This is a genomic window from Flavivirga sp. 57AJ16, from assembly GCF_028736925.1.
In the GTDB taxonomy this organism is placed as follows: Bacteria; Bacteroidota; Bacteroidia; order Flavobacteriales; family Flavobacteriaceae; genus Flavivirga.
Genome location: NZ_JAQZAT010000005.1, coordinates 66,543 through 88,554, shown reverse-complemented (window position 1 = coordinate 88,554; position 22,012 = coordinate 66,543). Strand labels below are relative to the sequence as shown.

At 33.1% G+C, this 22,012-nt stretch carries 20 protein-coding genes and 1 other RNA gene; 10 read left to right on the top strand and 11 right to left on the bottom strand.

Features of this window, described 5'->3' with window-relative positions; all coding sequences use genetic code 11:
* The first annotated feature begins 133 nt into the window (after nucleotides 1-133).
* A complete protein-coding gene (locus tag PQO00_RS06740) occupies nucleotides 134-2,680 on the top strand; it encodes a zinc-dependent metalloprotease (protein ID WP_274184070.1) in 2,547 nt (848 codons plus the stop codon).
* A 510-nt stretch (nucleotides 2,681-3,190) separates the two neighbouring features.
* On the opposite strand, the gene PQO00_RS06735 is transcribed toward PQO00_RS06740, so the two are convergent.
* From PQO00_RS06735 to PQO00_RS06710, 6 genes are all read right to left on the bottom strand, one after another.
* Entirely contained in the window at nucleotides 3,191-3,739 is a 549-nt protein-coding gene (locus PQO00_RS06735) for a 1-acyl-sn-glycerol-3-phosphate acyltransferase (protein ID WP_274184069.1), read from the bottom strand.
* Between the two features lies 1 nt (nucleotide 3,740).
* Nucleotides 3,741-4,823 carry an iron-containing alcohol dehydrogenase family protein gene (locus tag PQO00_RS06730; protein ID WP_274184068.1) on the bottom strand — a complete coding sequence of 361 codons (1,083 nt, stop codon included), beginning with the start codon at nucleotides 4,821-4,823 and terminating at the stop codon, nucleotides 3,741-3,743.
* A gap of 48 nt (nucleotides 4,824-4,871) precedes the next feature.
* Nucleotides 4,872-5,489, bottom strand: coding sequence for a CatA-like O-acetyltransferase (locus tag PQO00_RS06725; RefSeq protein WP_274184067.1), 618 nt, complete (start codon nucleotides 5,487-5,489; stop codon nucleotides 4,872-4,874).
* Nucleotides 5,490-6,194, bottom strand: coding sequence for an HAD family hydrolase (locus tag PQO00_RS06720; RefSeq protein ID WP_274184066.1), 705 nt, complete (start codon nucleotides 6,192-6,194; stop codon nucleotides 5,490-5,492).
* Between the two features lie 64 nt (nucleotides 6,195-6,258).
* Entirely contained in the window at nucleotides 6,259-6,987 is a 729-nt protein-coding gene (gene kdsB / locus PQO00_RS06715; protein WP_274184065.1) for a 3-deoxy-manno-octulosonate cytidylyltransferase, read from the bottom strand.
* A gap of 290 nt (nucleotides 6,988-7,277) precedes the next feature.
* Nucleotides 7,278-8,705: an ATP-dependent RecD-like DNA helicase gene (locus PQO00_RS06710; RefSeq protein ID WP_274184064.1), complete on the bottom strand. Its 1,428-nt coding sequence runs from the start codon at nucleotides 8,703-8,705 to the stop codon at nucleotides 7,278-7,280.
* A 118-nt stretch (nucleotides 8,706-8,823) separates the two neighbouring features.
* Between PQO00_RS06710 and PQO00_RS06705 the strand changes: the two genes are divergently transcribed.
* From PQO00_RS06705 to PQO00_RS06685, 5 genes are all read left to right on the top strand, one after another.
* The gene (locus PQO00_RS06705) at nucleotides 8,824-9,561 is read left to right on the top strand and encodes a hypothetical protein (RefSeq protein WP_274184063.1); all 738 of its coding nucleotides are present in this window, start codon (nucleotides 8,824-8,826) and stop codon (nucleotides 9,559-9,561) included.
* Nucleotides 9,545-10,372 carry a DUF3822 family protein gene (locus PQO00_RS06700; RefSeq protein ID WP_274184062.1) on the top strand — a complete coding sequence of 276 codons (828 nt, stop codon included), beginning with the start codon at nucleotides 9,545-9,547 and terminating at the stop codon, nucleotides 10,370-10,372. Before PQO00_RS06705 ends, PQO00_RS06700 begins: the two co-directional genes overlap by 17 nt.
* Nucleotides 10,372-10,911: a 16S rRNA (guanine(966)-N(2))-methyltransferase RsmD gene (rsmD, locus tag PQO00_RS06695; protein WP_274184061.1), complete on the top strand. Its 540-nt coding sequence runs from the start codon at nucleotides 10,372-10,374 to the stop codon at nucleotides 10,909-10,911. Before PQO00_RS06700 ends, rsmD begins: the two co-directional genes overlap by 1 nt.
* A 166-nt stretch (nucleotides 10,912-11,077) precedes the next feature.
* On the top strand, nucleotides 11,078-11,602 hold the full coding sequence (locus tag PQO00_RS06690) for a nuclear transport factor 2 family protein (protein ID WP_274184060.1): 525 nt from the start codon (nucleotides 11,078-11,080) through the stop codon (nucleotides 11,600-11,602).
* A 55-nt stretch (nucleotides 11,603-11,657) separates the two neighbouring features.
* Nucleotides 11,658-11,804: a hypothetical protein gene (locus tag PQO00_RS06685; RefSeq protein WP_274184059.1), complete on the top strand. Its 147-nt coding sequence runs from the start codon at nucleotides 11,658-11,660 to the stop codon at nucleotides 11,802-11,804.
* A 129-nt stretch (nucleotides 11,805-11,933) separates the two neighbouring features.
* Here PQO00_RS06685 and rnpB read toward each other — a convergent pair.
* Nucleotides 11,934-12,284: RNase P RNA component class A (gene rnpB / locus PQO00_RS06680), an RNA gene on the bottom strand.
* Between the two features lie 218 nt (nucleotides 12,285-12,502).
* On the opposite strand from rnpB, the gene dnaX reads away from it, so the two are divergent.
* The 3 genes from dnaX to PQO00_RS06665 are packed head-to-tail and all read left to right on the top strand — an operon-like array spanning nucleotide 12,503 to nucleotide 15,400.
* A complete protein-coding gene (gene dnaX, locus PQO00_RS06675) occupies nucleotides 12,503-14,236 on the top strand; it encodes a DNA polymerase III subunit gamma/tau (RefSeq protein ID WP_274184058.1) in 1,734 nt (577 codons plus the stop codon).
* Between the two features lie 10 nt (nucleotides 14,237-14,246).
* Complete coding sequence (locus PQO00_RS06670) at nucleotides 14,247-14,816, top strand: DUF4738 domain-containing protein (RefSeq protein WP_274184057.1); 570 nt, start codon at nucleotides 14,247-14,249, stop codon at nucleotides 14,814-14,816.
* Nucleotides 14,817-14,818: 2 nt separating this feature from the next.
* Nucleotides 14,819-15,400 carry a tRNA-(ms[2]io[6]A)-hydroxylase gene (locus PQO00_RS06665; RefSeq protein ID WP_274184056.1) on the top strand — a complete coding sequence of 194 codons (582 nt, stop codon included), beginning with the start codon at nucleotides 14,819-14,821 and terminating at the stop codon, nucleotides 15,398-15,400.
* A gap of 1,047 nt (nucleotides 15,401-16,447) precedes the next feature.
* On the opposite strand, the gene PQO00_RS06660 is transcribed toward PQO00_RS06665, so the two are convergent.
* From PQO00_RS06660 to PQO00_RS06645, 4 genes are all read right to left on the bottom strand, one after another.
* The gene (locus PQO00_RS06660) at nucleotides 16,448-16,975 is read right to left on the bottom strand and encodes a porin family protein (RefSeq protein WP_274184055.1); all 528 of its coding nucleotides are present in this window, start codon (nucleotides 16,973-16,975) and stop codon (nucleotides 16,448-16,450) included.
* Between the two features lie 101 nt (nucleotides 16,976-17,076).
* Nucleotides 17,077-17,982, bottom strand: coding sequence for a Ppx/GppA phosphatase family protein (locus tag PQO00_RS06655; protein ID WP_274184054.1), 906 nt, complete (start codon nucleotides 17,980-17,982; stop codon nucleotides 17,077-17,079).
* Between the two features lies 1 nt (nucleotide 17,983).
* Entirely contained in the window at nucleotides 17,984-20,047 is a 2,064-nt protein-coding gene (gene ppk1 / locus PQO00_RS06650) for a polyphosphate kinase 1 (RefSeq protein ID WP_274184053.1), read from the bottom strand.
* A gap of 441 nt (nucleotides 20,048-20,488) precedes the next feature.
* Nucleotides 20,489-20,974 carry a histidine phosphatase family protein gene (locus tag PQO00_RS06645; RefSeq protein WP_274184052.1) on the bottom strand — a complete coding sequence of 162 codons (486 nt, stop codon included), beginning with the start codon at nucleotides 20,972-20,974 and terminating at the stop codon, nucleotides 20,489-20,491.
* Nucleotides 20,975-21,451: 477 nt separating this feature from the next.
* Between PQO00_RS06645 and PQO00_RS06640 the strand changes: the two genes are divergently transcribed.
* A complete protein-coding gene (locus PQO00_RS06640; RefSeq protein WP_274184051.1) occupies nucleotides 21,452-21,979 on the top strand; it encodes a hypothetical protein in 528 nt (175 codons plus the stop codon).
* Nucleotides 21,980-22,012: the final 33 nt, after the last annotated feature.

The window sequence follows — 22,012 nt, the reverse complement described above, 5'->3', positions numbered from 1 at the left end:
AGTATACTTCGACTGCACCCGAATTTCGTTGGTTTCAATAAATTCTTTACTTTTAGCATGACTAATTCAAAATAATATTATGACGTTCAAAAATCTAAAAACTAAAAGACTTATTTGTTTTGTGCTAACAATAATGCTTTTTTCTATATCTGAAAATGTTCAAGCCCAAAAAAGAAAAAAAGACAAGAAAAAGGATCAGGTAGAAGTTACTGACAAACCTGTCAAGAAAAAAACAAAAATAAAAACGATTGCCGAACTGGTTAAGTCCAGTAAAAAAATGGATGGTTTATTCACCATTTACCAAGATACCATAACGGGGTCTATACAAATGATTATTTCTGATGACCAAATAAACAAAGAGTACATCTATTTTAGTCAAATTGCCAATGGTGTTATGGATGCTGGAAGAATTATTAGAGGGTCTTATAAAGGTTCTAAAGTGTTTAAAATTGAAAAGTATTTTGATAAGATTGAATTTATAACACAAAACACATCGTTTTACTTTGACCCTGAAAGCGCGCTTTCAAAATCTAAAGATGCCAATATTAGTAACGGAAATATGGCTAGCATAAAAATTGAAAGTCATGACATAAAAAAGGGACTTTATCTCATAAAGGCCGATAATCTGTTTTTAGCAGAAACACTCTCACAGATTAAACGGCCAAATTCGCCAGGGACCCCACCCACCGCTTTTAAATTGGGTAATTTAAATAAGACAAAAACAAAAATAGACGCGATTCGTAATTATGATAATAATACAGATTTAGTAGTGGAATATGTTTATTCTTCTCCTTCTGTTTTAAATGGGGGATCTAATGCTCTAGCAGATGGAAGAAATGTAAGCATTAAAGTATTTCATAGCTTAATAGCATTGCCAGAAAACGATTATGAAATTAGATATGACGACCCCAGGGTTGGTTATTTTACAACCCAAGTAGATGACCAAACATCTACAAGCACCACACCGTATCGCGATTTAGTACACCGCTGGAATTTAAAAAAGAAAGACCCAAATGCAGCTATTTCAGAACCTATTGAGCCTATTACTTGGTGGATAGAGAATTCGACACCAATAGAATGGCGTGAAACTATTAAAAATGCGGTTTTACAATGGAATGTCGCTTTTGAAAAAGCGGGATTTAAAAATGCCATAACCGTTAAAATCCAACCAGATGATGCAAATTGGGATGCTGGGGACATAAGGTATAATGTATTGCGTTGGACATCTTCTCCGCAACCCCCTTTTGGTGGTTATGGTCCTAGTTTTGTAAATCCAAAAACGGGGCAGATTTTAGGCGCAGATATTATGTTAGAATATGTGCATTTTACCAACAGAGTCATGTACGATAAATTGTTTAATCTTGCCTCGTTGCATAAACCTTTTAAAAATTCAAACACAGAAGAAGATCATAAAATGTATTGCTCTTTAGGGCACGTTATGCATGAAAACACACTTTTTGGAAATGCAGTATTGAAAGCTACAGACGCTTCGGATTTAGAGATGAAACGGATGAAAAAAGAAGCCATGACCGCTTTGATCATGCATGAAGTAGGACACACATTAGGCCTAAACCACAACATGAAAGCCAGTCAATTATTCTCACCCGAACAATTAGCTGATGCCGATTTTATTAAAGGTAAATGCTTAACAGGCTCAGTCATGGATTATGCAGCTATTAATATAACAAAAGACAGAACAAAACAAGGACAATACTATGATACAGCAGTTGGCCCCTATGATGTTTGGGCCATTCAATTTGGATATACGCCTTTTAAAACCAAACTTGAAAGAACAGAATTATTAGAGCAATCAACCAAACCAGAGCTTATTTTCGGCAATGATGCAGACGATATGCGCTCCCCTGGAAAAGCTATTGACCCAAGGGTTATGGTTGGAGATATGTCTAACGACCAAATTAAATACTCTATGGATCGGTTTGAGGTTATTAATACCATGATGCATGGCATAAAAGATAAGTTTACCAAATCTGGTCAATCCTATCAAGAGTTAAGACAAGCCTATTATATTTTAAGTAGTCAAAGAGGAAGTGCTGCCAATGTTATTTCAAGGTTTATTGGCGGCGTATATGTAGATAGAGCTATGGCTGGGCAACATGGTGAAAAGCAACCTTATACACCAGTAAGCTTAGCCGATCAAAAAAGAGCCATGGCAGCTTTAAGTAAATATGTTTTTGCACCAGATGCTTTTAATGCACCTCATGATTTGTATAATTATTTAGCCATGCAACGAAGAGGTTATAATTTTAGGACCCCTGAAGATCCAAAAATTCATGGGCAAGTCCTAGGATATCAAAAAAATGTGCTTGATCACCTATTGCACTATAATACATTACAAAGAATTACAGATTCCGAATTATACGGTAATGAATATGGGCTATCTACTTTTATGAACGAATTAAACCGAGCTATTTTTAAAGTAGATATTTATTCGAACATAAACTCTTTTAGACAAAATTTACAATTACAATATACTAACATGCTCATAGACATCCTTACAGGAAAGCAAAACAGCAGATATACAAATAATGCAAAGTCCATGGCTTTGTTTAATTTAAAAAACATTAAAACAATGGCCTCTAATACAGGAAATATATCGTCCAGAGCACATAAACAACATTTAAGAACACTTATTGATAATGCTTTAAAAGAAGTAAAATAAAGTTAAAGCACCATAAAGTATGCTTTTAAACAAAAAGAGGCTGTCTAAAAAGTAAATTCGGTGTCATATTGAGCTTGTCGAAATATTTTTAACTTATTGATAATCAATATTGGTTTCGACAGGCTCAACCTGACAAATCAGATATAAAGACTTTTTAGACAGCCTCTTTAATTTTTATGGATTAGAAATGTTTCTTTTTAGGGACAAACAATTGTTTACTTTATGTTTCATTTCCTATTACAATTAGTATCATTCAAATTCCGTGCCACTTTAATAATTAATACCTATTTGAGGGTAATACCAATTATGAATTAAAATACGCTATTCAAACTCATTCATTAATTCGTTTTATCACTTTGCTCATCATTTCCATAGCTTAGGCTATGCAAATAACTCGCAGCAGGCTAAAACAAATAAGCAATGTCGTTTTCTGTAGCTCATTTTAATTCATAATTGGTATAAGACCAGTAACAACAATAATGAAGGCCCATAGGACCATAAATGAGTTTGTTAAGAAAAATGAGATATTTTTCCTTTTACATCTTTAAAAAAACCGTGCATAAACTTAAAATCACCTTCCACATCCTCTGTTGGATAAAAGGGTTTTGAGATTTTATTTTGCTTATTTTCAAAATCGAGTGTAATCATTATGATGGGCACCTTGGCTTTTTTAGCTATATAATAAAAGCCTGTACGCCATTTATCTACTTTTGTACGTGTACCTTCTGGCGCCAGAGCCACCCTAAATTCTTCTTTTTCTTCAAATAATTTGGCTATTAAATCTACTTTATTCTCTTTAGCTTGCCTATTAATTGGTATGCCTCCCAATGCTCTAAAAAACCATCCCATCGGAAATGTAAATAATTCTTTTTTGGCTATAAAATGAGTTTTTACATGTAATACGGAACGCAGTAAAACAGCAATATAAAAGTCATGCCAACTCGTATGCGGCACCATAATGATTATTGCTTTTTTAACTAAGTTTTTTGAGATATGAGTAGGATCTACAACTTGCCACCCTAATAATTTAAAATAAATAAGTTTGGCCAGCCATCGCATACTACATTTTTTGATAAAGCGCTCTTAATTTCTCACGAGTCATCGTTTTTTTCCAATTTGCCCCTAAAGCATTTTCCCAAAGTGGTTCCAAACTCAATGAAATATCAATCATTGTATTGAATTCCTCATCTGTTAAATGAGCGCAAAGACCGTTGGGCAGTACAATATTATGCTTTTCTTTCATTTCCTTAAAAAGGGTGACCCCTTCTGGATAAAATTCTTCCAAATGATCAAAAACAATACAATTACCAATCCCATGCTTTGTACCCAGTAAATAAGATAGACCATAGCTCATGGCATGTGCAACCCCTACTTGGGAGTAAACAATACTCATACCTCCATGCCATGAAGCCATCATCAATTTTTCTTGAGCTTCCAGTTCTGTAAGATTATCACTTAAAAATATCTCTTTACATAAGCTTAAGGCCATATCACCATAACTTTGACTAAAAGCGTTTAAATAAGTTCCCTTTAAGGATTCTATACAATGAATATAACAATCCATTCCTGTATAAAACCATTGGTCCGTAGGTACATCTTTCGTAAGTTCGGAGTCTAGCACCACTTGGTCAAATGGTGTAAAATCTGAATTTATACCAAGTTTTTTATCTGGCCCGGTAAGCACTGTTGTTCTGGAAACCTCTGCCCCTGTTCCGGATATTGTTGGAATACCAACATGATAGACCCCTGCATTTTTCACTAAATCCCAACCTTGGTAATCTTTAGCTTCACCCTCATTGGTCAACATTATGGAAACAGCTTTAGCTAAGTCTAAAATGGTTCCGCCTCCTATACCAATAATTCCCGATGGACGTTCTTTTGTTAATAGAATAATTTCTTCAACCAAAGCATCTACCTGAGACGTTTTTGGTTCTTCTTTTGATGAAATAAAAATAATCTTATCATCATACGATAATTGTATTCTTGAGGTTAACCAAGCATTGCTTTTAAAAACATCATCTACCAAATAAATAAATGGTGCATGGCTGTTTAAACGTTTTGGGGCTAAAATTTCGTTTAACTGATTGAAACTACCTCTGCCAAAAATTATCCTTGGCACCATTGGAAAGTTCTTATAATTCATTTAACAGTTTTTTTTTACAAAAAGTAAAAATAGTATTTATTTTAAATATTATTGACTTAAATATTCTTGAAATTTTTCTGAAAATAAGCTAACATGATAACCATCTACTAATGCATGATTTACATGAACAGAAACATACATCATTAATTCATTATTGACTTTGCTTACTTTACTAAATGCTATTTTTGGTACAGAATCCAATGCTCCAGAAACAGGTTCTTTATGTCCTGAAAAATGCAGCCAGGGCATGGCAGAACAATGTATACAGTTTAACTCATTTTGAGGAGGATATAAATCTGTTGAATTTTCAATTCTTTCTTTTTCCATTCTTATATTTTCTATAAAAACATTTAAATCGTCGTGATATTCAATAAAAGAAAACCCAAACGTTTTATTACTTCTCATTATTGTTGCAGATGCATGAATAACACTATAATCTATAACGTTCCCATCTTTTATTCTATACCTAAAATTATCGACCCTATTTATGGCTTTCATACAATCATGCAAATATTTCGCAAAAAAACTTTTATTGCTTTCTTTTGAAAATCTATATGCTTTAGTGACATTAAAAGGAATTGTTAAGGCAAAATAAGGGTCTTTCAACCCACAAAAATGCTCGTAATGCTGTTTTCTATTCCAAGTATTTATATCTATTATCTTCAATTAGCTCAATAATTTAATAACATCTCTCAAGCTATTTATCGTCTTATATACTTTTCCGTTTGTGTCTTTTTCTGTGACTTGCTCGTGTGCCCAAGTAGTATGAAAAGGTACATGGATGGCATGAGCCCCTATATTTACCAATGGCAACACATCTGATTTTAAAGAATTTCCTACCATTAAAAATTCCGATGGTTTAATATCCAAATGGTTTAATAATTTAGAATAATTGACTTCTTTTTTATCGCTTAATACCTCTATATGGTGAAAATAACTTGTAAGACCAGACTTTTCCAACTTACGCTCTTGATCTAACAAATCGCCTTTTGTTGCAAGTATTAAACGGTATTTTTTTGACAACACCTCTAAAACATCTTCGACCCCATCAAGCAATTCCACTGGTTTATTAAGCATGTTTTTGCCAATGTCAAGTATCGCTTCAATTGTTTTATTTGGCACATCATAGTTAGATAATTCCAAAGCAGATTGTACCATAGATAGCACAAATGCCTTCACCCCATATCCATATATAGATAAGTTGCTTATTTCCATCTTAAACAATTCCTGATCTATTTTATTTGGGGTTTCATAATCTGACAATAATGCTCCAAACGCTTCTTCAGCCTCACGAAAATAGGTCTCATTTACCCAAAGCGTATCATCCGCATCAAAACCTATAACCTTTATATTTTCGTATTCTTTTATCAATTTATTTTCATTTAATAAGTTACTAAAACAACTACCCTAAATTCAGCAAAAAGTTCATCACATACTATGGCCATATTTTTTTAGCACGCTCTAAGTCTTCCGGTGTATCAATCTCAATGCCCTGAACATCTGTTTCTACCATTTTAATACGTTTTCCATACTCCAAATAACGAATACATTCTATTTTTTCTGAAGCTTCCAATGGTTGCATTGGTAGTTTGTAAAAATCTAGTATCGCTTCTTTTCTAAAAGCATAAACACCTTTGTGCTTATAGTATTTTACCCCTACGTTATTTTCTCTTGGATAAGGAATTGGACTCCGGGAAAAATAAAGCGCAAAATTTGTTTGGTCAACAATCACCTTTACCGTATTGGGATTATTAATTTCATCAAGATCCGTAATATGAACCATTAAAGATGCTAAATCAATATTTTTATTGTGATCTTCTTTAAAAACCTCAATCAATTTGGCCAATGATTCTTTATCTGTAAAAGGCTCGTCCCCCTGTACATTAATCACAATATCCACATCCATAAACTCAACGGCTTCAGCTATTCTATCACTACCGCAATCATGCTCTTTTTTACTCATTATGGCCTTCCCGCCATTATTTACAATTTCATCATAAATAATTTTGCTATCGGTAACAACAAATACACCATCAAACAAATTAGTAGCCAGTGCAGCTTCGTATGTGCGCAATATAACCGTTTTCCCCGCTAGGTCTTGCATAAGTTTTCCTGGAAACCGCGATGCACTATAACGCGCAGGAATCATTGAAATTATTTTCATAATTATTAGTGGTCAGAATCTAATTCAAAAATAGAATAATTATTATTAGATTCTACTTTTATAAAGCCTAAACTTTCAGACAACATAAAAAATCATAAACAATGTCTACTATTTATGGGCATTAAAAACAATTAACCGTTCAATGCAACCGGAGCATAAAGTTAGGAAAGTTGTGGCTAAAACTGAACACGCCTTATCTATACCTATAGTATTTTCTCGCGAAGGTGCCAAAGGCGCAAAGGAATACCATGTAACCGATAGCCAATGCGAACTGAATACTGAACACTAGATTAATCTTCTTCAAAAAAATCATCCTTAAAACCAATAAGGTACAGTTTTTCTTTAGCCCTGGTTACAGCAGTATATAACCAACGTAAATATTCTTTATCAATGCCGTTTGGCAAATAAGGCTGTTCCACAAAAACAGTATTCCATTGCCCACCTTGAGATTTATGGCATGTCATGGCATAAGAAAATTTTACCTGAAGGGCATTAAAGTGTTTACTACCTTTTACCTTTAAAAACTTTTTATATTTACTGGATTCGCCTTCGAAATCCTTCATGACTTCTTGATATAATCTATTGGAATCATCATAAGACAAAGATGGTGTTTCCGCTGCAATGGTATCTAAAAGCAAAACCGTTTCAAAAGGCCTCATTTTTGGATAATCTATCATCCTGATCTTCACTTCTGCAAAACGAAAACCGTAAAGCTCCTGAATGCCAAAAATTTCGAGAACCTCAATAATATCGCCATTTGCAATAAACCCGGCTTCGGTGGTTGCCTTGATCCAAAAATAATTATTCTTGACCACCATTAAATAATCCCCCGTAGCAAGATCGCTCTCATTAAATAATATCCTATTCCGTATTTGCTGATTATATAAATTAGCACGTTTATTACTTCTTACGATAATAGCAGTTTCCTCTTTACCCAAATCGCCATAGGCGTCATTAATAGCATCCATGATCTCATAGCCGTCTATTAACCTAACAATATCTTTAAAATCTGCTAAATCAAATTTAAAACTATCGTGAATGCTATGTGATATAGCCTCACGCAATACAGTAGCATTTGCAAGGATACCAGAATTTTGTTCTTGCCTTACAACTTCATCTAATTCCATTCTGGTAACTTCCTTGTTGTAGTTTAATCCAAGGGAATCTTCATTTAATGCAGGACTTAAATCCAGCTTAACCGGCGGTAATTGAGCCGTATCTCCAATTAAAAGTAATTTACATTGATGCCCTGAATATACATATTGTATTAAATCGTCCAACAACGAACCATTTTCAAAAAGTTTTGACTCACCTGGTGTATCTGGTATCATGGATGCCTCATCGACAATAAAAACGGTGTTTTTATGCTTATTAGGCTGTAGAACAAACTTAACGCCGCCATTTTTTTCTTTTTTCGGAAAATATATTTTTTTATGTATGGTAAACGCTTCTTTTCCAGAGTAATTAGAGATAACCTTAGCCGCCCTACCTGTTGGAGCCATTAAAACGGCACTTTTTTTTGCTTTCCATAAATTAGAAACGATAGTTCCAACAATTGTAGTCTTACCCGTACCTGCATAGCCTTTAAGTACATAAAGGGCATTGGGAGATTTGTTAAAAATAAATTCTGAAAGCTGTTGTAAAACAATATGCTGTTTTAGCGTTGGATTAAACGGAAATTGCTGGTTTATAAGAGAATAAAATTCAGATGAGGTCATTAAAAGTTTTGACAAATTAAAAATTATTCAAAGATAGAACGATTTTTACTCTCTATAGATTTTTACGGTTAAAAAAAAATTGTAGATTTGCGAAAAGACTTTTAACTAAAAACATACTATGTTGAAATTTATTCTTATCGCAGTTGCAGTGATACTAGTTACAATTGGCTTGGTAAAGCTGGTTGACAAATTCATACCTTCAAAATTTAAACCTGTTTTAACAATTGCTTTATGGCTGTTAATAGGTTTTTTAGGGTATCAAACATATTTATCTATTTATGAGCCCATTAAATTTAACAAACTTAAAAACAAACGTTACAAAACGGTTATTTCAAGTTTGATTGACATTAGAGATGCTCAGCTAGCTCACAAACAGGTAACTGGTAAGTTTTCTGGTAATTTCGAAAACTTAATTAAGTTTATTGACACAGCTCAGTACACTATTACCCAACGTAGGGATTCTACTGTTATAGACAAAGAATTAACTAAATTATACGGGGTAGATACTACTAAAGAAATTGTTGTTATTGATACTTTAGGGTTTGTTTCTGTAAAAGATTCTTTATTTAAGACTTCAGATCGTTACAAAAGTATGATGAATGTTCCTGTGGGAAAAGAAGGTGCCAAATTTAAACTTCAAGCCGGATATTTAGAACAAAATGATATACAGATACCTGTTTTTGAAGCTTCTGTAGAAAAGGACGTTATTTTATACGATCAAGATCCAGATCTTCTTATGCAAGAGAATCAGGTTGTTTCTGTGGATGGGGTAAATGGTAACATGCTAAGAGTAGGTTCTATGGACGAAGTTAAAACAATTGGAAACTGGCCAAAAACTTATGGCGCTAACGAATAAAAAAACAAAAACTAGCAAACCAACTAATTTAGAATTGTCCATTCAAATAAATTTGAGTGGACTTTCTTTTTGTATACTAGAGAAAGAATTAAGCACTATTTCTGCCTTAAAGCACTTTGACTTTAATAAAAAACTAAACCCTTTAGATATATTAGATTCTCTTAAAAAGATCTTTAACACAGAGGCTATTCTACAGGAATCATTCTCTAAAATCTGTGTCATTCATGACAACGAGCTATCTACCCTTGTACCAAGACCACTTTTTGAAGAAGCTAGTTTAGCTGATTATTTAAAATTTAATTCTAAAATCCTTAAATCAGATTTTATTACTTACGACGATATCGTATTAAACGATAGCGTAAATGTATATGTGCCCTATATAAATATTAATAATTTTATATATGAAAAATTTGGTGCTTTTACCTTTAAGCATGTTTCCACTATATTAATTGAGGAAATTCTACATATTGAAAAAAACACGAATACGACTAAAGTATATTTAAACGTAAACAAAAATCATTTTGAAATAATTGTTATAGAAAAAGGCAAACTTTTACTTTATAATACATTTGAATACGTTACAAAAGAAGACTTTATATATTATGTCCTATTTACTGTAGAACAGTTAAAACTAAACCCAGAAACGCTAAATTTAGTTTTAATTGGTACGATACACAAAGAAGATGATTTATATCAAATAGCATACAAATATATAAGAAATGTAAGTTTTGGTAACCGAAATGACCATTACGAATATTACGAAAACCCTAAATACGAACATTCAGATTTCACTTTAATAAAAAGTTTTTAATGCGCATTATTTCAGGAACTTATAAAAGCAGAAAAATTGTTGCACCAAAAAATTTACCGGTGAGACCAACAACAGATATGGCAAAGGAATCCCTATTTAATATTTTAAATAACCTGTTTTATTTTGACGATATTTCTGTTTTAGATTTGTTTGCAGGAACAGGCAATATAAGTTATGAATTTGCATCAAGAGGCACCCAAAATATTACCTGTGTAGACCAAGACTATGGCTGTATCAAGTTTATAAACCAAACAGCCGAATCTTTTGAAATGCCAATAAACACTATAAAAAGTGATGTTTTTAAATTTTTAGAAAAATCTAATTTACAAACCAACGTTATATTTGCAGACCCTCCTTATAACTTTTCAGAAGAAGAGTTTGCTAAAATTCCAGAATTGGTTTTTCAAAACAACATGCTGCTTGAAGACGGTATTCTAATTGTTGAGCACTCTAAACACACGAATTTATCTAACTTAAACCATTATAGCTATTCTAAAAGCTATGGTGGTAATATGTTTAGTTTTTTTGAAATAACTTAAACCCTCACATATCTTTTTTTGTTAATTCCTTTTTTTTCAGTACTTTAGACTCTTACTTCTTAAGAGTCCCCAGGCTCTATACATAATTTATCTCATCTAATAAAGTATTTCTTTTCTTACTATTGTTTGTGGTTAATTTAAACACTAACCTTAAAACCATTAAGAAATGAAAAAACTTCCTTTATTATTATTAGCAGTGATTCTTTTAATCGCCTGTCAAAAACACACACAACGTTACTTTGCTGAATCTGCCGAAATTGAAACATTAAAATCTGGTATAAAAGCCTACGAAACAGGTGACTGGGACAAATGGAAAAGTCATTTTGCCGACACGGCAAAAGTATTTGTTAATTCTACCAAACCCATGACCATTGAAAAAAGGCTGGAAGATTTAAAAGCTATGACCAGTGCTATGTCTGCTTATGGTTTTAACCATGATAAAGAATACATAGAAATGGTCCTTGACAAAGAGGACGAAACCTGGGTCTATTATTGGGCGGTACATTTAGGTACTTTTGCCGCAAATAATAAAGAGCTAGCCATACCAGTGCATTTGGCGGTACAATTCATTGATGGAAAAATTGTAGAAGAACATATTTATTTTGATGGTACAGCCATGAATTCTGAATTTGCTACTATAGCTAATGCCGAGGTAGAGGCTGAAGTTGAAACCGAAGTTTCAGAAGACTAACTAACTAACTAACTAACTAACTAACTAACTAACTAACTAACTAACCAATAAATAAATGGTGAAAACAATTAGAACAACTTTAGCACTAGTCTTGCCACTAAGTTTAATGTGCCATCTATCTCAAGCACAGAAAATGTTCTCGGTACATCAAGACAATGTTAGACCTTCAATGATTATGGAATACGAAAAAATTGCAAAATAATTTTTCAATAAAGTGAAGAATATAGTGGAGAAATGAGACCCGATTTATCTTATTCCCCTAAAAAGGATTAATTACTAACCAATCATTTTTTAACCGAAAACCCTTCTTGAAATTCAAGAAGGGTTTTTATGGTAAAGTAAATCTATAAGCCGAATTCTGTATTTCCCGAACCTGTTTCAGGATCCCCTAAAACAAGTACAAAAAACCCTTATCATTTATCTGCGTGCATTGTTACCAAAACACTTTAGCTGCCTACCCTCCAGTATCGAGCGTGCAGCCCTCAAACACTGGTATACATGGCATTGCACCACATAGAGTTTACCTGGTTTCACTACAGCATGACCTGTACATACTTTCTGTTGCACTTTTCCTAGCCTCACGACTGGTGGCTATTAACCACTATGTTGCACTATGGTGTTCGGACTTTCCTCCCACATGCTAGAGCAAGTCCAGTATGTGAGCGATAAGGCAATCTACTTATTTGCAAAATTACAATAAAGAAATTTTAAACTTCAAAAAAATACAATCATTTCCATAACTTTAAAATACTTTTTACTTCGGACACTTATCACTAAAAGTTGTTAATAACTCCTTTTAAATTTTATGTGCTTTATCTTTAATTTTAAGCTGAATTTTTAACTTTGTTAAACATTCTAAAATTAGCATCAAAAAAGATGCTGAAATAAATTCAGCAAGATTTGGAACACTTTGTAGTATCGGCTAGAAAATACAGACCACAAACATTTAAAGACGTTGTAGGTCAACAAGCTATTACAAATACTTTATTGAATGCCATAGATAACAATCATTTAGCTCAAGCCCTGCTTTTTACCGGGCCTCGTGGTGTTGGTAAAACGACTTGCGCACGTATTCTCGCTAAAATGATTAATAGTGATGGCTCCGAAACCAATGATGAAGATTTTGCCTTTAATATTTTTGAACTCGATGCTGCTTCAAACAATTCCGTTGATGACATTAGAAGTTTAACAGATCAAGTTCGAATCCCCCCACAAGTTGGTAAATACAAAGTCTATATCATTGATGAGGTACATATGTTATCGCAAGCGGCTTTCAATGCTTTTCTTAAAACGTTGGAAGAGCCTCCAAAACACTGTATTTTCATTTTAGCAACTACCGAAAAGCATAAAATTATTCCAACTATTTTATCGCGTTGTCAAATTTTTGATTTTAAACGCATTACAGTAAAAGATGCCAAGGAATATTTAAAATATATAGCAAAAGAACAAAGCATAACTGCCGATGACGATGCCTTACATATTATCGCCCAGAAAGCCGATGGCGCTATGCGAGATGCCCTATCTATTTTTGACAGGGTGGTTAGTTTTTCGGGCAAAAATTTAACCAGACAAGCTGTTACAGAAAATTTAAATGTACTTGACTACGAAACCTATTTTACGAGTACCGATCTAATTTTAGAAAATAAGATTCCCGAATTGCTATTACAATTCAACAGCACACTATCCAAAGGGTTTGATGGCCATCATTATATTAGTGGGTTGGCATCTCATTTTAGAGATTTACTGGTAAGCAAAGCCCCCGAGACGATGGAACTACTTGAAGTAGGTGAGCAAACCAAAGCTAAATATTTAGAACAATCTAAAAAAGTGCCACAGGAATTCCTGCTCCAAGGTATAAACTTGGCAAACGATTGCGACCTCAAATATAAAACCAGTAAAAACCAACGCTTACTTATCGAGTTATGCTTAATGCAACTTGCCTCTATCACTTTTGATGGAGAAAAAAAAAATAGCAGACATTACATAATTCCTGCTTCTTACTTTAAAAAAAAGGGCATTACCCCTATTCCCGTAACACCCCCTAAGAAAGAACAAAATAGTTTAGCCACCTCTAATTTAAAAGAAGAAAATAAAGAGCCTCAATTATCAAACTCTAACGCCGCAGAAGCTTTTCGAGTTAATGAACCTCCAAAAATTATCCTAAAAAAAGAAACAAAACGTACTTCTGGGCTTTCCCTAAGTAGTATAAAAGCTAAAAAAGAACATCTCATTAAACAAATGGATGTTGTTATTGAAGAAGAGGATTTACCTAAGGAAGATTTTACCGAGAAAGAACTTATAAATGTTTGGAATACTTACATAGAAATAATAAGAGAAAAAGGAAAGCATAATTTAGCTTCCATACTATCCATTGACACACCAAAAGTCAAGGAAACAACCGTTTATTTAGAATTCCCTAACGCTACAAATAAGGTAGAAGTGGAACGGAACCAATATGATCTTTTATCGCACGTTAGAAAGTCCTTAAATAACTATGACATTAACTTATCGATTAGTGTAAATGAAGTTATGGAAAAGAAGTACGCTTACACGCCTGCGGACAAATTCGAAAAATTAAAAGAAAAAAACCCTAATATAGATCTTTTAAGAAAAACTTTCGATCTAGACATATAAATCATTAAAAATGAATAAATTAGTATTTATACTTCTTATATTTACCCTTACTTTAGCAAGCTGTGATGGTCGAAATAGAAAATATAAAACCAACGCAGAGGTTTTAAAAGAAAATAACCTTTTAGAATCTTTTAATCAAGAAATAAAGTTTGTTCCAGAAACGTATACTGAAATAAAAACAGATACTATTTTAAGTAGTGGGTTTGAAGTTAAAATAAACTACCGCTCTTTAGAAAATGATTTTGTTTTAGAGACCAGAAAATCTAAAGGCGATTCAGTAACCAAAATTCACTACAAAAATTTCGAAGCACAACTTCTAGTATTAAAAAACAACACCATCATCAACAGAAGCCTCATTAATAAAAAATGCTTTTATAAATTTGAAGGCGCTTCGTTTTGGACAAACGCCATCATGCAATTTATATGGGTCGATCATGAAGCTTCAAATAAAGATATACTACGGTTAAATACTTCTTTTTGTATTCCCAATACAAATGAATGCAAAGATTTTACGCTTAAAATTAATAAACAAGGTGTTATTCAAATTGAAGAAATAAACATTTTTTCCAATACTATATAATCATGCTAGGACTAAAGCTTCCAACAGACCCGCGCTGGGTTAATATTGTAGAAAAAAACATTGAAGAAATACTTACCGATCACGCTTTTTGTGAACAAAAAGCAACAAGCACTGCTATTTCACTCATTGTAAGTTTTCCCGAATACACTGAATTGGTACAAGAAATGACGGCACTGGTGAAAGAAGAAATGAGTCATTTTAAAATGGTTCATGATAAAATTATAGAGCGTGGATGGGCGCTAGGACGCGATAGACGTGACGATTATGTCATTCAACTTGTAAAATTCTTTCCTAAAGGTGGTAGCAGAACGACACAATTGGTACATCGCCTACTTTATGCGGCATTAATCGAAGCCAGAAGCTGTGAACGCTTTAGACTGCTCTCAGAACAACTCCAAGACAAAGAACTAGCAACTTTTTATAGAAATTTAATGGTTAGTGAAGCCAACCATTACACTATGTTTTTAGGCTTTGCCCGTAAGTATGGAAATAAAAAGGAAGTGGATGCGAAATGGCAGCAACTTCTTGAATATGAAGCCGAAATTATGTCTAACTTAGGTAATAAAGAGACCATACATGGTTAGTCCAAGTTACACACTAGAAAATTTCTAGCCTTGCTATAACTTGCTAAATATTCCATCTCATTTTTCCCCGCTACCGCTAGTTTTTAAAACTAGTGGCGTACCGAGTAAGAAAAAAAACACAAGCCACATTAAATAGTTGTAGTGTGGTTTTTGTTTATACCCCCTGCTAGCCCTCGTATGCGCTAGGCTTCCCCCGCTACCGCTAGTTTTAAAAACTAGTGGCGTACCGAGTAAGAAAAAAACACAAGCCACATTAGATAGGCACTTTCAGAAAATAGTCTATAAATTTTAATCAATGATGAAGAACACTAAAAATCCTATCTGGATTTTTAGTGTTCTTTGTTTTTTTCAAGTTTTTTGTTGGATTATGTCACGAACGGACGCACTTATCCCCGCTACCGCTAGTTTTAAAAACTAGTGGCATACCGAGTAAGAAAAACACACAAGTCACATTAAATAGCTGTAGTGTGGTTTTTGTTTATACCCCCTGCTAGTCCTCGTATGCGCTAGCGCTTCGTCTTTGACGAGTGCCGTATCGAGTAGGCAATAAATGAAAATAAGAAACCACACTTTATCGCTAGTGTGGTTTTAGTATACGTTCTTAAAAATAAAATTTTTGTAGCTGCTCTTTGGAGCGGTAGGCTGTAAAAGGTGACCACCGTTGAAAAAAACGCATAAACTACTACCCCTTTGGGCTGCGTCACGAAGGTTACAACAGATAACCCTAGTTCTCTCTAGTAATATAACCCCTGCTAGTCCTCGTATGCGCTAGCGCTTCGTCTTTGACGAGTGCCGTATCGAGTAGGCAATAAATGAAAATAAGAAACCACACTTTATCGCTAGTGTGGTTTTAGTATACGTTCTTAAAAATAAAATTTTTGTAGCTGCTCTTTGGAGCGGTAGGCTGTAAAAGGTGACCACCGTTGAAAAAAACGCATAAACTACTACCCCTTTGGGCTGCGCCACGAAGGTTACAACAGATAACCCTAGTTCTCTAGTAATATAACGCTTAAATGGAAGTATAACTAATACGGAAGCTATACACGGTTAAAACTTATAACCGATGCCTATTTGTATATTTGAGTTTTTGGCTTCAACACCTAGGTTGTCATCAAAAATATTGGAGAAACCATAAGTATACCTTACATCTGCAAATATGGCATAGTTAATTTTATATTCTATACCAGCAACACCAGAATAAGCAAAATTCTTCATACCGTCATCTTCTTTATGTACTTTAAGCCCCACTTGTGGACCTGCTCCAACATGAATTTTTTCGCTTAACCTAAACTTTAGGAAAATAGGAGCTTGAATATAATCCAAATGCAATGGCTCTGCCTTGGCGCCTTCTGCAGAGAACTGTATTTCTGGCATGATTGCAATGGTTTTAGACAAGCCTATGTTCGCAAAAAAACCAATATACATGCTATTTCTGTGTTTATTTACAGGCGTCGTGTTATTATCGAAATCTAAATTTGAAATATTCAAACCACCTCTTACTCCATATTTTACATCTTGAGAAAAGCCATAATTTGAAAAAGTAAACAGGACTGTTAATAGTAATATTTTTTTCATAGTAAATTAGGTTTGAAATATAAATTTAAGCAATTAAGTTGTGTACGAATATATATTATAAAATTAAAAAATGACAACTATAAAAGGTAAAGTGCACAATTTTACTGTGTATTACTAGAAACCGTATCATAATAGATACTTTTAATTATGCCATCTGCCAAGCCGATTTTTGGTACATAAATATTTTTGGCTCCGCTCCATTTCATTGAAGAAAGGTAAATCCGCATAGCAGGAATAATAACATCTGCCCGGTCTTGATTTAAGCCTAATTCCGTAATACGTTCTTCGTAAGAGTAGCTTTGCAATGTATTATAATAAGATGATAGGTAGAAGTAAGTTAGGGGTTTGCCCATAGCCTTCCCAGAGATCTTAAATATTTTATTAATATTCCCTCCAGAACCTATAACCTCAATTTTATGGTACGATTTTGCATGTTTTTCTATCCAAGCCTCCAACTCTCTCCATGATTCCTTTTTAACGATATCATTAAGAAGTCTAACGGTTCCTATTTTAAAGGATCTTGATGCGACTTGTTTTCCTCTGTGGATAACGGTAAACTCCGTGCTACCACCACCTACATCGACATACAGATACGTTTTATTATCATCTATGTACTTGTGCAAATCCGTCGCGGCTATAATAGCAGCTTCTTCCTTTCCTTTAATAATATCAATACTTATGCCCGATTCTTTTAAAACCAAATCTACCACGTGTTTACCATTTGCAGATTCCCGCATCGCCGATGTCGCACAAGCTTTGTATTTTACTACCTTATGCGATTTCATCAACAATTTGAACGCCAACATGGTATCAAGAAGGCGTTGCGTATTTTCTATGGAGATCTTGTTTTTTACGAATACATCGGCTCCCAAACGTATGGGCACACGAACCAACGAGTTTTTCTTGAATTGCACAGGTCTCCCCTTTTGTTCAATTATATTTGAAATAAGTAACCTGACAGCATTAGAGCCAATATCTATAGCTGCATATTTCTTTATTGTAAGCATATTAACTCTCTAGCTTTTTTAAATAATAATTATACATAGCAAATTGAGACCTCACTTTTTCCTTATCATTTATTCTATAATTATTTTCTTGTGATTCGTTTAACAGTCTGGCTTTAACATTATCGCTCCAACTAATATTAAACGTCTCAATAATTTCTTTTTTAATATCCTCGTCATAAATAGGACAGCTCACTTCTACTCTATTTTCAATATTCCTCGTCATCCAATCCGCAGAAGAAATATAAACTTTAGAATCTCCATTATTACCAAAAATATAAATCCGAGAATGTTCTAAAAACTTGTCCACAACACTAATAACCTCTATATTTTCACTCATGCCTTTTACGCCAGGAATTAAACAACAAATACCTCTCACAATCATTTGGATTTTTACGCCCGCCCTACTTGCTTCATAAAGCTTATCAATGACTTTATAGCTGGAAATACTGTTCATTTTTAATCTTATACTGCCCTCATTTCCATTTTTGGCACTTTCAATTTCGGCATCTATTAATTTAAAAATTGCTTTTTGGGTATAATGAGGGGATGTTATTAAATGCTTATATGTAAAAATTTTATAATTAGTCTCAAAGAAGCTGAAAATTTTATTTACTTCTTTTAAAATGCGTTGGTTGGAAGTAAACAATGTATAATCCGTATAGATTTTTGCAGTAGATTCGTTAAAATTCCCTGTACTAATAAAACCATAGCGCTTCAATTTTTTTCCTTCCTCTCTTTCTATAACACACATTTTACTGTGTACCTTTAAACCTGCCACTCCAAAAACCAAATTCACCCCTTCTTCTTCCATCTGTTGCGCATAATCAATATTCGCCTGCTCATCAAATCTGGCCTGCAATTCTATAGATACCGTAACGGATTTGCCATTAATGGCAGCATTAATAAGTGAGCTCGCTATATGTGAAATTTGGGCCAAACGATAAATAGTGATCTTTATAGTTTTCACATTTGGATCTAAAGCTGCCTCCCTTAAGAACTTAACAACATAAGAAAAAGTTTGGTACGGTGCCTGAAGTAAATAATCCTTTTTCTTAATAGCCGTAAAAATACTGGACTCCAAACTAAGGCCTTTAACCGGTAAAGCTTCTATTTTTTCATAAAGAAGATCATTTCTACCTAAACTGGGAAACCCCATATAATCCCTTCTATTATGATAACGACCGCCAGGTATAATACTATCTGTTTCGTCAATTCCCATTTTAGCCATTAAATACGCTAAGGTTTCCTTATCGATTGTTTTATCATATACAAAACGAACGGGCTCACCCTTTTGTCTGTGCTTAACGCTATCGGATATTTTTTCGATAAAACTCTTGCTTAAATCACTCTCAAAATCCAATTCACCATCCCGAGTAATTTTAATCATGTGGGCAGAAATACTTTTATAATCGAAGATGTTAAAAATATCACTTAAACAATGACGAAGTAAATCGTCTATCATTATAATATAGTTCTTTTCGTCTTCTCTTGGCAATACAACAAATCGGTTAAAGGACTTTGGTATTTCTACTAGCGCAAACTGCCTTTCATCATTAGACATCAACATTCTAACCGCTAAATAGGCACCACTATCTTTTAAATTGGGAAGCACTACAGAGTCATTTAAAATAATGGTCACTAACGCAGGACTGACTTTTCTTAAAAAATATTTTTTTATAAAGTCGTGTTGTACATCATCAATTTGATTTTCATCAATGATATAAATATTCTCTTCCTCTAATCTTTGGTGAATAGTATTTAATATTTCTAAACTTTTACTTTGTTGATCTATAACAATTTGAGTTATAATCTCCAATAACTCTTTAGCTTTAATACCCCCTAAAGCGTTCTTTCCTCCTTTTCCTGCCTCAACAATACGCTTAACCGTGGCATATCTAACCTTGAAAAATTCATCCAAATTATTAGAAAAAATACCTAAAAATCGCAAGCGTTCTATTAATGGCACATTTTCATCTGATGCTTCCTGTAAAACTCTAGCGTTAAACTGTAGCCAACTTATTTCTCTATTTATATAATTATTGTCCTGTGATTCTGGTTTCGTCATATAGGGTGATTCGTGATTTAGAAATAGATTCACAAATATATTCTATTTAAGCTTAATATATCAATAAAACCAATATGAAATAGAAAGGTTTCGAATGAGTTAGTGGTTGCATATAAGTTTAATGATTTAGCCAAACATCGATATTTTGGTGCGAAAAATTGATATACAATTAATTATTGATCGAAATCAAGTTGATCTATTGAAAAAGCCCACCCATACTCACTTAAAAAGTTAAGTATTGTCTCTTTTTATAAGTTACAAACCTATTATAGCTAAGTCGATATAAAATGGCATAGAATATTTAGATATAAAAAATTGAAGTTCAAGGCAAAAAGCGTAGGCATAGCTTAGTTACGGCGAGTATTTTTAACGAAGAAATTCGGCTTTTTACTCTGAAGGTTCATGTTATTTTATATTGATTTAGCTATAGGTTAGTTAATATTATTTTAAATCCCTAGGAAATAAGGTTTGTATGGTTGTTCCTTTATTTAAATTTTCCCACGCCTCAATATCAAAATCTATAACCACCACACCACTGGTAGGAACGTTATCTATGTAACGATCTCCATAAGTATTTACAAAAGCCGTGATAGCATGATTATGCCCAAATAACATGAGTGTATTAACAGAATGATCACAAGCTTTGATGACCTCAATAAGATTAGTTCCCGAAAAATCATATAACGCGTGATTTAAATGGACAATACCTGTATTGATGTTAAGGTTAGAAATAAAAATATCAGCAGTCGTTTTTGCACGCATGGCATCGCTTGACAAAACCAAGTCTATATTCAAGGGACTTTCCTTTAAGTTGGCTGAAACCAAATTTGCATCTTTAAACCCTCTATTATTAAGAGGTCTTTCATGGTCTATTACGTTATGCTTCCACGAAGATTTTGCATGTCTTACTAAAACTATTCTTTTCATAAAAATTCGATTAAGTGAAAATTTCATCGATAAAAAGTTGTTTTTATCGATGAAATTGAATTTATTTGTATTAAAAATTTGACAAAGTTACCATGTCAGAAAGATATTATAAACATTTAAAAATTACGGATTAAGGGAGAATAAAACTAATACATAGTTGAGAAACCGACAAAAAACTTATTATAACGACTAAACGCTTGACGAAAGCTTTTAAACGAATTTATAGGTGATTTACCATATATTTTTGAAAAGAAAGTAGTATATGTATTCTTTTGTACTACCTACTTAAGATATAAAGTTATGAACCTGAACCCAATATCATACATCAATATAGCATTGTTAAACAATGTTTTTCCCTCACAGTTTTTTCCCTCGAAAGCTTTTTTATTAATAATTAACAGAAACATCTAATGGTGACTATTCTGGCGCATTAGTGTCTATTATATATAGTTTTAAATAAAATAATTTTACTAAATCATGAAAAACAAATCGACTTTAAAGTTTTACTCTTTTCTATTATTGTGTTTCTTTTCACTATCAGTAAATGCACAGCAAGATACCTTTGATTTAGAAATAGTTAATTATAGCGATAAGCCAGATGCAGATGTCGTCCACTTACACCTTTTATCACTTACAAATAATTCAAATAAAGTATTGAATATTAGTCTTTCTAATAAAGAAGTAATGTGTAAAGCCGAACATAATGATGTCGTTCGCAATAAAATTGGTGCTATTGATAATGATGATGATGTTATTAATAAAAAAAGCGCATCTAGCTTAACTCTTGAAATCTATAATAAGACATTAAGTAAGAAGATCAACAAAATAACTCTAACTCCAAATGAGTCCATTCAATTCTATGCTAAAATTACACGACAAAATGATACAGAAATAGGAACATGGAAATGTTTTAAAATAGTAGCAAACCCATTAAATGATAAAAAGATTGGAAAATCTGTAATAATAAGATCTTTTATCCCGAACCCAAACATTTTAGGTCACTAAAATTCATTACAATATTAATTAGTTAATTAAAGG

Excerpts from the sequence above, each read along its gene's own strand:
- rsmD (WP_274184061.1), top strand. The coding sequence starts at position 10,372 with ATGCGCATTATTTCAGGAACTTATAAAAGCAGAAAAATTGTTGCACCA.
- PQO00_RS06640 (WP_274184051.1), top strand. The coding sequence starts at position 21,452 with ATGAAAAACAAATCGACTTTAAAGTTTTACTCTTTTCTATTATTGTGT.
- PQO00_RS06710 (WP_274184064.1), bottom strand. The coding sequence starts at position 8,705 with ATGACCTCATCTGAATTTTATTCTCTTATAAACCAGCAATTTCCGTTT.
- PQO00_RS06660 (WP_274184055.1), bottom strand. The coding sequence starts at position 16,975 with ATGAAAAAAATATTACTATTAACAGTCCTGTTTACTTTTTCAAATTAT.
- PQO00_RS06655 (WP_274184054.1), bottom strand. The coding sequence starts at position 17,982 with ATGCTTACAATAAAGAAATATGCAGCTATAGATATTGGCTCTAATGCT.
- PQO00_RS06705 (WP_274184063.1), top strand. The coding sequence starts at position 8,824 with ATGTTGAAATTTATTCTTATCGCAGTTGCAGTGATACTAGTTACAATT.
- PQO00_RS06645 (WP_274184052.1), bottom strand. The coding sequence starts at position 20,974 with ATGAAAAGAATAGTTTTAGTAAGACATGCAAAATCTTCGTGGAAGCAT.
- PQO00_RS06665 (WP_274184056.1), top strand. The coding sequence starts at position 14,819 with ATGCTAGGACTAAAGCTTCCAACAGACCCGCGCTGGGTTAATATTGTA.
- PQO00_RS06735 (WP_274184069.1), bottom strand. The coding sequence starts at position 3,739 with ATGCGATGGCTGGCCAAACTTATTTATTTTAAATTATTAGGGTGGCAA.
- PQO00_RS06700 (WP_274184062.1), top strand. The coding sequence starts at position 9,545 with ATGGCGCTAACGAATAAAAAAACAAAAACTAGCAAACCAACTAATTTA.
- ppk1 (WP_274184053.1), bottom strand. The coding sequence starts at position 20,047 with ATGACGAAACCAGAATCACAGGACAATAATTATATAAATAGAGAAATA.
- PQO00_RS06690 (WP_274184060.1), top strand. The coding sequence starts at position 11,078 with ATGAAAAAACTTCCTTTATTATTATTAGCAGTGATTCTTTTAATCGCC.
- kdsB (WP_274184065.1), bottom strand. The coding sequence starts at position 6,987 with ATGAAAATAATTTCAATGATTCCTGCGCGTTATAGTGCATCGCGGTTT.
- PQO00_RS06730 (WP_274184068.1), bottom strand. The coding sequence starts at position 4,823 with ATGAATTATAAGAACTTTCCAATGGTGCCAAGGATAATTTTTGGCAGA.
- PQO00_RS06740 (WP_274184070.1), top strand. The coding sequence starts at position 134 with ATGCTTTTTTCTATATCTGAAAATGTTCAAGCCCAAAAAAGAAAAAAA.
- PQO00_RS06670 (WP_274184057.1), top strand. The coding sequence starts at position 14,247 with ATGAATAAATTAGTATTTATACTTCTTATATTTACCCTTACTTTAGCA.
- PQO00_RS06685 (WP_274184059.1), top strand. The coding sequence starts at position 11,658 with ATGGTGAAAACAATTAGAACAACTTTAGCACTAGTCTTGCCACTAAGT.